The sequence below is a fragment of the Sphingobium sp. HWE2-09 genome (genome assembly GCF_035989265.1).
Taxonomy (GTDB): Bacteria; Pseudomonadota; Alphaproteobacteria; order Sphingomonadales; family Sphingomonadaceae; genus Sphingobium.
In genome coordinates this window covers 1,627,680-1,640,715 of the sequence record NZ_JAYKZX010000003.1, presented here as the reverse complement: position 1 = coordinate 1,640,715, position 13,036 = coordinate 1,627,680, and the positions used below count along the sequence as shown (strand labels likewise).

The window sequence follows — 13,036 nt, the reverse complement described above, 5'->3', positions numbered from 1 at the left end:
CTTCCTATAGGCGGTGGAGGCGATGGACAACAGGGGGCATGACCGGCCAAAGGCGCAATTTCGGCTCGACTGGGTCGATGTGGCACGTGGTTTGGGCATCGTGGCGGTGGTGATCGGCCATGTCTGGACGCGCGGACCGGTACGCGACGCCGTCTATGCGTTTCACATGCCGCTGTTTTTTCTGCTGTCGGGCATGCTGTCGCGCCCGCACGCTGTCGGTGCCTTCACGCGTCGACAGGTAATCACGCAGATGCGACCCTATGCCGCATTCCTGCTGCTGCTGATCCTGATCGATCAGTTGATCGAGCCGTTGAAAGGCGGGCGGCCGATCTTTCACCAATGGCCACAGGATCTGGTGCCGATCCTGCTGGGCGGCTTCTGGTTGCGCGGGCCCTATACCATCTTCTGGTTCGTGCCTTGCCTGATGATCGCGCGCATCCTGTTCAACATCCTGCTCAATCGCTGGCCCGATCCGCTCGATCGGCGCTGGGCTTTTGTCCTGCTGCCGGCGCTGATCCTTGCCTATGGCCTGCATTATTGGACGGAGGCGTCGCCGCTAGGGTTGCTGAGCGTGCCGATGGCGTTTGTGTTGCTATGGGCCGGGGCGGCGTGGCCGCGCGTGCGGTGGCGCGGCTGGATGGTCGCGCCGCTCGGCGCAATGGCGCTGCTGGGACTCGCAGGTGTCCTGCCGGCGCTCAATATGAAGGGCGGCGATTATGGCGTGCCGCTGTTGTCGATCGGCGCGGCAATCGCGACCTGCCTGCTGCTGTTCCGCCTGTCGGCGCTGTTCGCGCCCTATGCCGGGCCGGTCGCGGCGCTGGGGCGGGCGTCGCTGGTGATCATGTACCTCCATGTCGCGCTGATCCACTATGGATCGCCCTATCTGGACAAAGGCGCGCTGCTGGCGTTGGCGCTGATGCTGCCCTTCCTTGCTTACCATCTTATCCGGGTAACGCCGCTACGGCGCATCTTCCTGTAATCGACACCGACACGAAAAGGGGCTGGCGCATAGTCCCGATGCGCCAGCCCCTTACGGCTGCTTAAGTCAGGTGCGACCCTAGGCTCTTGCAGTGCCGCGCCTGTCAGACGGCGCGGCGGGCGATCAACCGTGCAGCTTGATCGCGGTTTCGGCGATGCGGCGGCCCTGATAGCGCGCGCCTTCCAGTTCTTCCTCGCCGGGCTGGCGGCTGCCGTCGCTGTCGGCCAGGGTCGTCGCGCCATAGGGCGATCCGCCGCGCACCTTGTCCACGCCCATCTGGCCCTGGAACCCATAGTCGAGGCCGACGATGGTCATGCCGAAATGCATGAGGTTGGTGATGATCGAAAAGAGCGTCACTTCCTGCCCGCCATGCTGGCTGGCGGTGGACGTAAATGCGCCACCCACCTTGCCGTTCAGCGCGCCGCGCGCCCACAGGCCACCGGCCTGGTCGAGGAAGGCCGCCATCTGGCTGGACATGCGGCCAAATCGGGTGCCGGTGCCGACGATGATCGCATCATAATCGGCCAGTTCGGCGACGGTCGCGATCGGGGCGTCCTGATCCAGCTTGAAATGCGCATTCTGCGCGACTTCGAGCGGCGCGGTTTCGGGCACGCGCTTGATGTCGACCCGCGCACCGGCAGCCGCGGCACCTTCGGCCATCGCCTTCGCCATGGTTTCGATATGACCGTAGGAAGAATAATAGAGAACCAATACCTTAGCCATGAAGCGTCTCCTTGAAGGGTGTGGAAAAGAGGGTGGCCGCCCGCATAGGGGATGCGAGCGGCCCGGCCCGTCCGGGGGAGGGGGTGGACGGGCCGATAGGGATCAGATGCTGTCCACCAGGACGATTTCGGCGTCTTCGATCGCCGTGATGGTGATCGGTCCGCCGCCCAGGATCGCCGCGCCGTCGCGCGCTTCGAAGGGCTGGCCGTCAATCTCGATCCGGCCGGTCGCCGGCACCAGATAGAGGTGGCGTCCCTCTTCGCTGTCATAGGTCACACTCGTCCCGGCCTTCACCGTGCCGCCCAGCAGGCGGGCGTCGGCGCGGATGCGCAGCGCTTCCTTGTCATCGTCATAGCCGCTGGCGAGCACCACCAGCTTGCCGGACCGATCGCCCTTGGGGAAGGGCTTGGCGCCCCAACTGGGCTGGCCGCCACGGGTGCGGGGGATGACCCAGATCTGGAACAGGGTGGTGGTTTCATCCTCCAGATTATATTCGGCGTGGCGGATGCCGCTGCCGGCCGACATCACCTGCACGTCGCCCGCTTCGGTACGGCCCTGGTTACCCAGGCTGTCCTTGTGCGTGATCGCGCCGGTGCGGACATAGGTGATGATTTCCATGTCGGCATGGGGGTGCGGCGGAAAGCCGGAGCGTGGGCCGATCTCATCATCGTTCCATACCCGGATCGCGCCCCAGTGCATCCGGTCTTCTTCATGATAATCGGCGAAGGAAAAATGATGGCGCGCGTTGAGCCAGCCATGGTCGGCATGGCCCAGCGACGCGAACGGACGGCGCTCGATGCGGTTCGTTGTGGTCGTGGTCATAGCAGATACCTTTCGTTGCGGATGCGCATGCTTCCGCTTGCTTTCCGTCAATCTAGTCATCAGGATCGTTTCATAAACCGGCAGCTTTGAAACGGATTGTTTCCTGATGCGACTACCTGACTTCGAAGCATGGGCGATGTTCGCCGCCGTCGTGGAACATCGCAGCTTCACCGACGCCGCCAAGGCGCTGAGCGTGTCCAAGGCGACCGTGTCGAAAGCGGTGACCCGGCTTGAGGAGCATCTGGACACCAGCCTGTTCAACCGCACCAGCCGCCGCCTCGCGCTCACCGAAAGCGGCAAGCGGTTGGCCGACCATGCCCATCGCATCTTAGTAGAGGGGCAGGCGGCGGAGGAAGCCGCGCGTGACGAGACGGCCGAACTGTCGGGCGTGGTGCGGCTGGGCGCGCCGATGACCTTCGGCCTGTTGCGCGTCGCGCCGCTGGTAGCGCAGTTCACCAAGGAACATCCGCTGGTCGATGTCGACCTGCATCTGTCCGACGCGCAAATCGACATCGTGGAGATGGGACTGGACGCGACCATCCGCATCGCCGACATGCCCGACAGTTCGCTGCGCGCGCGGCGGCTGGCGGACGTGACCCTCCATACCGTCGCCTCGCCCGCCTATCTGGAAACACGCGGGCGACCGCAACACCCGACCGACCTCGGGTCGCATGATTGCCTATGTTATTCCAACAGTACCGCGCCCGATGTGTGGCGCTTTGCCGGACCGGGGCAGCAGAATGTCGTGGTCCAGGTCCGCAGCCGCATCACAGTCAACAGCGGGGAGGCGATGCTGCCAGCGTTGCGCATGGGCGTGGGCATCGCCCGCTTGCCCGACTTCATCGTCGGCGACGCGCTGGCGAAGGGCGAGGTGGAGGAGATATTGACCGACTGGCGCCCCGCGCCCTTCGGCCTGCATCTGGTGACGCCCCCGTCTCGGTTGCGCCCCGCGCGTGTGGATGCGCTGTTGGACTTCCTGACGAAGCATCACGGCTGTTAACCGAGAGGGAAAAGCCGCGCGCAATATTTTCCGCATCGTTGCATCAAGATAAGGTTTTAATACCCATTGATGCGTCGTTTCGCAGGTGAATCCATCTTGACTCCGGGCAGGCCGTTTCGCCCTCAACCCTTTGTAAATAGATTCGTTTATCAACGACTCGTGGATTCCTGCCGGTTAGCGAAAAATTAACCTTTGTCCTTCAGAAGTTTTTTGGTTAATGATTTGGAGCAGAAGCCGTTCTGGTGGGGTGAACGGGACTGCTGCAACCGGGATTGCGACACACAAGGGGCTTCACATGCGCGTGCTGCTGATCGAGGACGAACCGACCACCGCCAAGGCGATCGAGCTGATGCTCACGACCGAAGGCTTCAATGTCTATACGACCGACCTGGGTGAGGAAGGCCTCGATCTGGGCAAGCTGTATGATTATGACATCATCTGCCTGGACCTGAATCTGCCCGACATGCACGGCTATGACGTGCTCAAGAAATTGCGCGCGGCCAAGGTGCAGACGCCGGTGCTGATCCTGTCGGGCATCGCCGAAATGGACAGCAAGGTCCGCTCCTTCGGCTTCGGCGCCGACGATTATGTGACCAAGCCTTTCCATCGCGAAGAGCTGATCGCTCGTATCCACGCCGTGGTGCGCCGGTCCAAGGGGCATAGCCAGTCGGTCATCCGCACCGGCAAGCTGGCCGTCAACCTGGACGCCAAGACGGTGGAAGTGGACGGCAATCGCGTCCACCTGACCGGCAAGGAATATGCGATGCTGGAGCTGCTGTCGCTCCGCAAGGGCACGACGCTGACCAAGGAAATGTTCCTGAACCACCTTTATGGCGGGATGGACGAGCCGGAACTCAAGATCATCGACGTGTTCATCTGCAAGCTGCGCAAGAAATTGGCGTTGGCGTGCAGCGGCGACAATTATATCGAGACGGTCTGGGGCCGCGGCTATGTGCTGCGCGATCCGGACGAAATCGTGGAAGAACAGGCCAAGGTCGCCTGATCTTAACAGCGGGGTTCATCGGGGGGTGAAGAAGGCCGATGTCCGAAAGGGCGTCGGCCTTTTCCGTTTTGAACCGTGGATCATTCGGGCGCTTGTGGCTAAGGCAAGACCATGGATGACCTGTTTGCCGATCGATCCTTAAGCGAACAGACGCTGGGCCGGGCCGACATTGCGCCCCTGGCCAAGAGCTTGCCAGCCCATCTGATCGATTGCGATCTGGATGAGGCCGACCTGTCCGGGCTGGACCTGTCCCGCTGGATTTTCGAACGCTGCCAGATCCGCCACACCGACTTTACCGGCGCGAAGCTGGACGGGACACGTTGGCAATCCTGCCGCGGCGGGTTCGTACAATTGGCCGGCGCGGACCTGCGCGAAGCGGCGTTTGTCGCCTGCGATCTCAACAATGCTGTGCTGCGGCGCGCGAAGCTGTTCGGCGCGATATTCGAACGGTGCAAGTTGACCGGCGCGGACCTGAGCGATGCGAGCGCGCTCGACGTGCAATTTGTCGAGACGTTGCTGGTCAATGCGCGACTGCCCGGCTTTTCCTTTCGCAAGCAGGTCTTGAAGGCCGTCGATTTCAGCCAGGCGGACCTCGCCAAATGCGATTTTCGCGGCACCTTGTTCGACGGCTGCAGCCTGCGCGATGCGACGCTGGACGGCTGCCGCTTCGATGGCGCCGATTTGCGCGGTGCGGACATTGGCGGATTGCGGCTGGTCAATGCCGGACTGTTCCGTGGCGCGACCATCTCGCGCGAGCAGGCCGGGCAGTTGCTGGGCGAACTTGGGTTGAACGTACGCTGACATGCAACGTTGAACGGGCCGGCGGCCTGAAAGGCTGCCGACCCGTTCGTCAGGCGGTGGGGCGTCGGGCGGCGGCTTGGAACGTGACCGCTACCCGCGTGCAGCCCCGTGCGGGGTCAATCGTCCGCCTGATTGGGAGAAGGGGTGGCGCTCGTCGCGCCTTGGCCGGAAGCGCTGCCCGAAAGCTGGCCGCTGGCGTCGATCGACGCGCTATTGTCGAGGGTGCCTTGCGCCCGACCGACAGCATTGCCCGCTGTCGATCCCGCACCATTGGCGACACCCGAAGCACGGTCGCGCGTGGCGTTGACGGCATTGCCTGCCCGATCGCGTGTATTGGCGACGGTAGTGGTGGCACGATCCCGCACGGCGGTGGCGGTTTCGGTCGCCCGATCCCGCGCGGTCCCGACCGTCTCACCGGTCCGGTCGCGCACCGCGCCGACGGCGTTGCGCGCGTCGCTGGTCCCCACCGTATCGACCGCCAGGCCGCCATCGGCCGATCCGCTGGCGGACCCTGATGCGCTGCCGCTGCGGGTCTTGCCTTGGCGCGTCGCCGAACCGGTTGCCGCGCCATCGGCCCGACCACGGCTCGATCCGCTGGCGCCGACACGGCCATTGTCGAGGTCGATGCTGCGATCCAGACTGCCCGAACCACCAAGCGTGCCGCCCAGCGACCCGCCAAGGCCACCGCCGCCCAAACCGCCCAGCGATCCACCCAAGCCGCCGCCACCACCGCCACCCAGCAGCTGGGCCGAGGCAGGCGCTGCCGTCAGCGCGGCAAGGCAGGCGGTTACGATCAGGAACTTGGCTTTCATCACGCGTCTCCTTCAAAGGCTTATTGATCCGATGAAGGGAGAACGGGAGGGGGCAGGGCTTTAATCCCTGACACATAAGAAAAATATCAAGTCACTGAAGTTCAATCGCGATTTCTGCAATCGCCGCAAATGATCGGCGTCTTGCCTCCGGCTCGCACAGTCGCTTCCGCCCGGAGCGTGTCGATGCTGCCGCGCACGAGCAGCCGTCCCGCGACCAGCGGCGTAGCGAAGCTGGTGCCGCGCACCGCGCCCTTGCCGCCATCCACATTGGCCGCCGCCATATCCGCGCCCGGTGCGGCGAAATCGACATGAGTCGCTCGCCCGGCTTCGGGCAGGATGCGTCCGCGTCCGTCTATGCCGGTGACGGCGATGACGGCAGGGTAGGAGGCGGGATAGGCGGGCGGCGCGGCCGGGCCGTCATTGCCGACCGCCGCGACGACCGTCACACCCTTGTCCCGCGCCAGGCGGATCGCACCGTCGAGCAGCGGATTGGCCGGGCCGACCAAGCTGATTGTCACGACTCTGGCGCCGCGCGCCGCCATCCAGCCCAGCGCGCGGACGATGGCGAAGGCGCCGCCGCCTGCCGGATCGTCGCCATAGACGTCGGCGACCAGCAGCGGCGCGCCGGGCGCGGCACCGCGTATCGTTCCATCTCCGCTGATGAGGGAGGCAACGGCCGTGCCATGGGCGCTGGCGCGCGGTGCGCCCGCCGCAAAGCCGCGCTGCTCGATCGCCCCGGTCAGCGCCGGGTGCCGCCCCACGCCGCCATCGATCAGCCCCGCGATGCGCCCCGCCACCCGGCCGCCGCCCGCCAGAGCGCCGGTGGCGATCGGCAGGGCCGCGCCGCTGGGGAAATAAAGATTGTCCGCACTCGCCTGCGCCCCGGGCGCTATCTTGCGAACCTCACGCAGCGCCTTCGCCAAGGTGCGACCTGCTGGCGGGATGATGCGGGCGATCGGCAGGTCGATGCCTTCGATCCTGTCGCTCTCCACGCCAAAACCGGCGCTCCGCAATGCCGCCAGAGCCGCATCGTCCGCACCGGTCAATAATATGACGCCGCGTCGCGCGGGTTCGCGCCGATCGTCCAATTCGATGCTGTCGCCGTGGCGCTGCAACAGGTCGCCAATCCGCGCGGCGCGCGCCGCGACCAGCCGGTCCGCCAGACGCGTGGGCGACAGACGATCGAGATCGGCGGCGTCCACAGCGCCACCGACCCGTCCGAGCGTATCCGGCACGGCCTGCCCGATCCTGTCCAACCCACCGCCCAATCCACCGCCGCCCGGCAGCAATTGCGCCTGCGTGGCGGATGGTGCGATCATCATCATGCCCGCGATCATCCAGGCGCGCGTCATTCTCATGTCGGTCTCATCGATCCTCTCGCCAGCCGGATCATCCATGGCTAAAAAATATCCATCTGTCTCGTCTCGATGGATGAAACGGACGGGCTGGGGCGTTTCATCCCCGAACCCTGATGACGGAGTATCGATGTCATTCGAAAGCGACCTGCTGGCGATCCTGCCAAGATTGCGGCGCTTCGCCGCCAGCCTGTCGCACGACCGCGCCGATGGCGACGATCTGTGCCAGGCGGCGCTTGAACGCGGGCTGAAGGCGCGCGATCAATGGCAGCCGGGCACCCGTCTGGATAGTTGGATGTACCGGATCATGCGCAACCTGTGGATAGACGAAGCCCGCGCGCGGCAACGCGCGGCCAAGACCTTCGCCCCCGAAGAGGCGGGCGCGCATGTCAGCCATGCCGGGGACCGCGATGTGGAGGCACATATGATGCTGTCCGACGTCGACCGGGCGATGCAGGCGTTGCCGGACGAGCAGCGCGAAGCCATCGCGCTCGTGCTGGTGGAAGGGCTGTCCTACAAAGAAGCGGCGGCCGTGCTGGGTGTGCCGATGGGAACCCTTACGTCGCGACTGGTGCGCGGTCGCGGCGCGTTGATGGCATTGATGGGAGAGGCGGCATGACCATGATCGACGAAGCCATGCTGATGGCGCTGGTCGACGGCGAACTGGATGAGGTCAATCGTCGCCGGGTGGAGCGCGCCGTGGCCGACGACCCGGCGCTGGCCGAACGGCTGGCGCAGCATCGGCGGTTGCGCGACCGGCTAAGCGACCATTATGCCCCGGTGGCGGAAGAACCCGTACCCGACCGGCTGCGCGCCTTGCTGGAGACTGGCGCTACGGTCACGCCGATTGCGCGACCATCCCGGCGCTGGGGTGGCTGGGCGATGGGCGGGGCGATCGCCGCCAGCCTGGTGCTGGGCCTTGGCTTGGGCCGCCTGTCTGGATCGGACGCCGGGACCATCGGTGTTCGGGACGGCATGATGGTGGCGCAGGGATCGCTCGCGACCGCGCTGAACGACCAACTGGCGTCGGCGCAGGGGGACGCGCCGATTCGCATCGGGCTGACCTTCCAACGCAAGGGCGGCGGTTGGTGCCGCAGCTTCGATGGCGCATTGGCGGGCGTCGCCTGTCGCGAAGGCGACGGGTGGCAGGTGCAGCAGGCGTTGCCGGGCGCCGGGCAGGGCGCTGCCTACCGCCAGGCCTCCTCCGCCGACGCGCGAGTCATGGCGACCGTCGAGGCGTTGATCGCCGGCGCCCCCGTGGATGCGGCAGGCGAACAGGCGGCCAAGGCAAAGGACTGGCGCTAAGCCTGCGCTTCGGTCGTAGCGACGCGGTCCCGATCACCTTTATCGGCGATCATTTCGTCGATCTTCGCCGCAAGGGCATCCAGCGCAAAGGGCTTGGTGATCATGCCCATATTGTCGCCCAGAAAGCCCGCCCTGACCGCTGCATTCTCGGCATAGCCGGTGACGAACAGGATCGGCAAATTGGGGCGATGTTCGCGTGCGACCTCCGCCAGTTGCCGCCCGTTCATGCCCGGCAGGCCGACATCGGACACCATCAGGTCGATCGGGCGCGCGGATTGCAGGATTGGGATGGCTTCGCTGGCGTCGCAGGCCTCCACCGGCACATAGCGCAACTCGTCCAGCACTTCGCGCACCAGCAGGCGCACCGACGGATCGTCTTCGACCACCAGCACGGTCTGGCCATGGCCTTCCTGAATGGCGTGCGGCCCGGCGTCGGCCGCGCTGGTCACGGCTTCGCCCGACGGCAGATAGAGTTTCACCGACGTGCCCATGCCCGGCTGGCTGTGAATGCGCACCTGCCCGCCCGACTGCCGGGCAAACCCATAGACCATCGACAGGCCAAGGCCCGTACCCTGGCCGATCGGCTTGGTGGTGAAAAAGGGTTCGAACACCTTGTCGATGACGTCCGGCGGCATCCCGACGCCGGTGTCGGATACCGCGATCACGACATAATGGCCCGCATCGACCTCGGGGATGGCCGCCGCATAGGCTGCGTCCAGTTCGATCGCGCTGACTTCGACGGTCAATTGCCCGCCATCGGGCATCGCATCGCGCGCATTGATCGCCAGGTTCAGGATCGCGTTTTCCAGCTGGTTGGGATCGACCACGGCATGGGGATCATCCACGCCCGGAACGATGTTCAGCCGGATATTCTCATGAACCGACCGCGCGATCAGGTCATTGAGTGAGGTGATGAGGCTGTTGATGTTCACCGACCGGGCGTCGAGCGACTGGCGACGGGAGAAAGCGAGCAGCCGCGCGGTTAGTGCCGCCGCGCGTTGGGCAGACGCCGATGCCGCATCCATGAACCGGTCCAGATCATCGAAACGGCCCGACGCGATGCGTCGCTTGACGATATCCAGCCCGCCGATCACACCGGTCAGCATATTGTTGAAATCATGGGCGATGCCGCCGGTCAGCTGGCCGACCGCCTCCATTTTCTGGCTCTGGCGCAACGCGGCTTCGGCGCGGGCGCGGCTCACCATTTCCGCCTCCAGAGCGGCGGTGCGTTCGGCGACCTTCTGCTCCAGCGTCTGGTTCAGCCGCTGCGCCGTTTGGATCAGCCGGGCATTGTCGATCGCGATCGCAGCCTGCGCCGACAGGCCCATGGCCAGCCGCTCGGATCGTTCATCGAACTGGTCGGCGGTGGCATGGCCGAAGAACAGACCGCCGATGACATCCCCCGACCGCGCGATGACCGGAACGGCCAGATAGGATACGACCTTAAGATGCCCCTTCGGCATCCCGAAATGCGGATCGTTGCGCCCGTAGCGCGGATCGCGCAATATGTCCGGGGAGCGCACCACGCCTTGCCCAGTAAAGGTTGGGCCGAACAATGTCGTGTTGCGCGGCACCGGGAAGCCCGCAAAAGCTTCGATAGGCGCGCCCGACAGGCTGTAGAGCTGATAGCTTTCACCCGTTTCGTCAGTCCGGTTGTAGAAGAAGGCACCGATCTCCGCGCCCGTCAGTTCGCGCCCGGCATCCACCACCGCCTGCACCAGCCGGTCCAGGTCCAGTTCGGCTGCGACCCGCTCGCCCGTTCGGTTCAAAATGTCGAGCGCCAGGCTTTCCTCGCGCAGCGCGGCTTCCGATGCGGCCAGCGCGGCGGCGGCCTGTTTTGGCTGCGAAATGTCGATCACCGTGCCGATGAAGCGCGTCGCGCGGCCATCATCGAACACCGCGCCACCGCGCGCGGCGATCCAGCGTTCGACACCGTCCTCCAGGCCGATGGTGCGATATTCGATATCGAACAATCCGTCGCTGCCAGGCGCCAACGCCGCGCTCACCGCGGCATCGGCGCGCTCGCGATCGTCGGGATGCAATCCCGCGATGAAGCTGCCGTCATAGGTGATGGGCGCGTCGGCAGGCAGGCCGAACATCGCCTTGCACCGCGCGTCCCAGCGCAGCGCGCCGGTGACCGGATCATAATCCCATGTGCCGATATCGGCGGCGGCGGTCGCCAGGCGCAGGCGGCTTTCGCTGTCCGCCAGTTCGCCGATGCGGTCGCGCATCTCAAACTGTTTCTGCCGCGCGCGCATGGCCGACGCGATCGCGCTGACCAGCGATGCGACGCCCAGCGGCCGTTCCAGCACGACCGTATTGGTGACCATGTCCAGCAGACGGATCGGGATCGCCGTACCGGTCGGGGTGCGCCCGGTCCGTTGCGCCTTCAACAGGATGAACGGCACATCCGACCAGGCCGGTTGCGCGAACAACGCCATGCGCAGCGGGGCCAGGTCACCGGCCAGCGCCTCTTCCGTGACCAGCACCGCGCCGACATTTTCGTCCAGCCCGGCGGCGATCGCACTGACGTTCGCGCAGATGCGGACGTCATAATATTCCTTGGCCAGCAGCCCGGCGACGCTGTCGGCATCGCGCCCGAACGGCGCACAGACAAGCAGCCGATGCCCTTCCTCAATCCCGCTAGGCGTCACCGGTGCGATCTTCCATCAGCGGCAGAGCCGCGCCGCGATATTCAGGCGTTCCGGTCAACACCCCCCGGAAATTCGTCAGCGGCTCGCCAACGCGAACGCCGTTGCGATCGATGCGGAACTCCCGGATCGCATCTTCATGCACGCCGCCCCGGTTCTTGAGGATGGAAATCGCTTTGCGCACGCGCCCCTCGGCTTCGAAAAAGCGCAGCAGCACGACGGAATCGGCGACATAGGAGATATTGAGGCTGGTCGTCATCGTGCCGACCAGGCCGTGCTGGGGATTGATGAGGAAGGTCACCACGCCCCGCTGGCTGAGATATGACAGCAGTTCATGCATCTGGAGCAGCAACTGCTGTTCCTGGGGCATCGCCGCCATATAGCCGTTGAGGCTGTCGATCACGATCATGCGAACGCCGCGTTCTTCCACCTGATGCCGCACGCGCGCGGCAAATTCGCCCGGTGAAATCTCCGCCGGGTCGATCTGCTGGATCATCATGCAGCCCGTTTCCACATGCCGCCCGATATCCAGTCCGAACGCGGTCGCGCGGGTCATCAGCGTGCCGACCCGCTCGTCAAATTCGAACAAGGTGCACGCTTCGCCCCGTTCGCAGGCGGAATAGAGATATTGCAGCGCGATGGTGGTCTTGCCCGACCCGGCCGGCCCGGTGATCAGCGCGCTGGTCCCGCGCATCGGTCCGCCGGCGAACAGCGCGTCCAGTTCGGGCACGCCACTTTGCACCAGGTCGCCGGTGAAGGCGACATGATGGTCGGCGGCGATCAGGCGTGGGAAGATGTCGACGCCGCCCTTGCGGATCATCATGTCATGATAGCCAGCGGTGAAATCCACGCCGCGCAGTTTTTGCACCTGCATCCGGCGCCGTGCCGCGCCGAAGTCCAGCGTCAGCCGTTCCAGCGTGAAGACGCCATGGCACAGGCTATGCAGATGCGCATCGCGCGAATCCGCCGATCCGGACATGTCGTCCACCAGGATCACGGTCGTTTCCCGGCCAGAGAAAAATTGCTTAAGCGCCAGCACCTGGCGGCGATAGCGCAGCGGGTCTTGCGCCAGTAGGCGCATTTCCGACAGGCTGTCGAACACCACGCGCTTGGGCTTTACCCGTTCGACCTCGTCCTGGATCAGGCGAATGGTTTCGCCCAGCTCCATTTCCCACGGATGGATGATCGACTGTTCGCGCCCGTCGCCGAACACATCCTCCGCCGATTCCAGTTCGAACACGTCGAACCCGTCCAGCGTCCAATTGTGTGACGCGGCGACCGCCTGCAATTCCTCGCGCGTCTCTGACAGGGTGATGTAGAGCACCGGCTCACCCAGCCGGACGCCTTCCTGCAAATATTGCAGCGCCAGCGTCGTCTTGCCCGATCCCGGCGCGCCTTCCAGCAGGTAGAGGCGATTGGCCGGCACCCCTCCCTTGATGATCGTGTCGAGACCTACATTGCCGGTCGAGATAATCGTGGGGTTTATCATAGGTCCAGTCCAAATTTCATGGCACGGACGGTAGCCAAATTGGCGGGGATTAGAAGCGAAAGCGGCGATCGATCGCAGATATTTCCGCCATTTATC

12 protein-coding genes are annotated in these 13,036 nt (G+C 65.0%); 6 read left to right on the top strand and 6 right to left on the bottom strand.

What is annotated here, in order from left to right:
- Positions 1-22: 22 nt before the first annotated feature.
- Positions 23-979 carry an acyltransferase family protein gene (locus U5A89_RS13365; protein ID WP_338161572.1) on the top strand — a complete coding sequence of 319 codons (957 nt, stop codon included), beginning with the start codon at positions 23-25 and terminating at the stop codon, positions 977-979.
- Between the two features lie 123 nt (positions 980-1,102).
- Here U5A89_RS13365 and wrbA read toward each other — a convergent pair whose 3' ends face one another.
- Together wrbA and U5A89_RS13355 are read right to left on the bottom strand one after the other, a co-directional pair.
- Positions 1,103-1,702: an NAD(P)H:quinone oxidoreductase gene (gene wrbA, locus U5A89_RS13360; RefSeq protein ID WP_338161571.1), complete on the bottom strand. Its 600-nt coding sequence runs from the start codon at positions 1,700-1,702 to the stop codon at positions 1,103-1,105.
- A gap of 102 nt (positions 1,703-1,804) precedes the next feature.
- Positions 1,805-2,524 carry a pirin family protein gene (locus U5A89_RS13355; protein ID WP_338161570.1) on the bottom strand — a complete coding sequence of 240 codons (720 nt, stop codon included), beginning with the start codon at positions 2,522-2,524 and terminating at the stop codon, positions 1,805-1,807.
- Between the two features lie 106 nt (positions 2,525-2,630).
- Here U5A89_RS13355 and U5A89_RS13350 point away from each other — a divergent pair, with 106 nt between their 5' ends.
- From U5A89_RS13350 to U5A89_RS13340, 3 genes are all read left to right on the top strand, one after another.
- Positions 2,631-3,524 (top strand): LysR family transcriptional regulator, encoded by an 894-nt coding sequence (locus tag U5A89_RS13350; RefSeq protein ID WP_338161569.1) that lies wholly within the window; start codon positions 2,631-2,633, stop codon positions 3,522-3,524.
- A 295-nt stretch (positions 3,525-3,819) separates the two neighbouring features.
- The gene (gene ctrA, locus U5A89_RS13345) at positions 3,820-4,527 is read left to right on the top strand and encodes a response regulator transcription factor CtrA (RefSeq protein WP_169573436.1); all 708 of its coding nucleotides are present in this window, start codon (positions 3,820-3,822) and stop codon (positions 4,525-4,527) included.
- Between the two features lie 111 nt (positions 4,528-4,638).
- Positions 4,639-5,328, top strand: a complete 690-nt coding sequence (locus U5A89_RS13340; RefSeq protein WP_338161568.1) for a pentapeptide repeat-containing protein — start codon at positions 4,639-4,641, stop codon at positions 5,326-5,328.
- Positions 5,329-5,444: 116 nt separating this feature from the next.
- Here the strand turns inward: U5A89_RS13340 and U5A89_RS13335 are convergent, their stop codons facing one another.
- Together U5A89_RS13335 and U5A89_RS13330 are read right to left on the bottom strand one after the other, a co-directional pair.
- Positions 5,445-6,140: a hypothetical protein gene (locus U5A89_RS13335; protein ID WP_338161567.1), complete on the bottom strand. Its 696-nt coding sequence runs from the start codon at positions 6,138-6,140 to the stop codon at positions 5,445-5,447.
- Between the two features lie 101 nt (positions 6,141-6,241).
- Positions 6,242-7,537 carry a S8 family serine peptidase gene (locus U5A89_RS13330; RefSeq protein WP_338161566.1) on the bottom strand — a complete coding sequence of 432 codons (1,296 nt, stop codon included), beginning with the start codon at positions 7,535-7,537 and terminating at the stop codon, positions 6,242-6,244.
- An 88-nt stretch (positions 7,538-7,625) separates the two neighbouring features.
- Here U5A89_RS13330 and U5A89_RS13325 point away from each other — a divergent pair, with 88 nt between their 5' ends.
- Complete coding sequence (locus U5A89_RS13325; protein ID WP_338161565.1) at positions 7,626-8,114, top strand: RNA polymerase sigma factor; 489 nt, start codon at positions 7,626-7,628, stop codon at positions 8,112-8,114.
- Positions 8,111-8,800, top strand: a complete 690-nt coding sequence (locus U5A89_RS13320) for an anti-sigma factor family protein (RefSeq protein WP_338161564.1) — start codon at positions 8,111-8,113, stop codon at positions 8,798-8,800. Before U5A89_RS13325 ends, U5A89_RS13320 begins: the two co-directional genes overlap by 4 nt.
- Here U5A89_RS13320 and U5A89_RS13315 read toward each other — a convergent pair.
- Positions 8,797-11,454: an ATP-binding protein gene (locus U5A89_RS13315; RefSeq protein ID WP_338161563.1), complete on the bottom strand. Its 2,658-nt coding sequence runs from the start codon at positions 11,452-11,454 to the stop codon at positions 8,797-8,799. The two genes, U5A89_RS13320 and U5A89_RS13315, sit on opposite strands and share 4 nt — an antisense overlap.
- The gene (locus U5A89_RS13310) at positions 11,444-12,940 is read right to left on the bottom strand and encodes an ATPase domain-containing protein (protein ID WP_338161562.1); all 1,497 of its coding nucleotides are present in this window, start codon (positions 12,938-12,940) and stop codon (positions 11,444-11,446) included. Before U5A89_RS13310 ends, U5A89_RS13315 begins: the two co-directional genes overlap by 11 nt.
- Between the last annotated feature and the right edge of the window lie 96 nt (positions 12,941-13,036).

Bases quoted from the DNA above. Each gene is read 5' to 3' on its own strand.
- U5A89_RS13355 (WP_338161570.1), bottom strand. From the start codon at position 2,524: ATGACCACGACCACAACGAACCGCATCGAGCGCCGTCCGTTCGCGTCG.
- U5A89_RS13350 (WP_338161569.1), top strand. From the start codon at position 2,631: ATGCGACTACCTGACTTCGAAGCATGGGCGATGTTCGCCGCCGTCGTG.
- wrbA (WP_338161571.1), bottom strand. From the start codon at position 1,702: ATGGCTAAGGTATTGGTTCTCTATTATTCTTCCTACGGTCATATCGAA.
- U5A89_RS13325 (WP_338161565.1), top strand. From the start codon at position 7,626: ATGTCATTCGAAAGCGACCTGCTGGCGATCCTGCCAAGATTGCGGCGC.
- ctrA (WP_169573436.1), top strand. From the start codon at position 3,820: ATGCGCGTGCTGCTGATCGAGGACGAACCGACCACCGCCAAGGCGATC.
- U5A89_RS13310 (WP_338161562.1), bottom strand. From the start codon at position 12,940: ATGATAAACCCCACGATTATCTCGACCGGCAATGTAGGTCTCGACACG.
- U5A89_RS13330 (WP_338161566.1), bottom strand. From the start codon at position 7,537: ATGGATGATCCGGCTGGCGAGAGGATCGATGAGACCGACATGAGAATG.
- U5A89_RS13320 (WP_338161564.1), top strand. From the start codon at position 8,111: ATGACCATGATCGACGAAGCCATGCTGATGGCGCTGGTCGACGGCGAA.
- U5A89_RS13335 (WP_338161567.1), bottom strand. From the start codon at position 6,140: ATGAAAGCCAAGTTCCTGATCGTAACCGCCTGCCTTGCCGCGCTGACG.
- U5A89_RS13365 (WP_338161572.1), top strand. From the start codon at position 23: ATGGACAACAGGGGGCATGACCGGCCAAAGGCGCAATTTCGGCTCGAC.
- U5A89_RS13340 (WP_338161568.1), top strand. From the start codon at position 4,639: ATGGATGACCTGTTTGCCGATCGATCCTTAAGCGAACAGACGCTGGGC.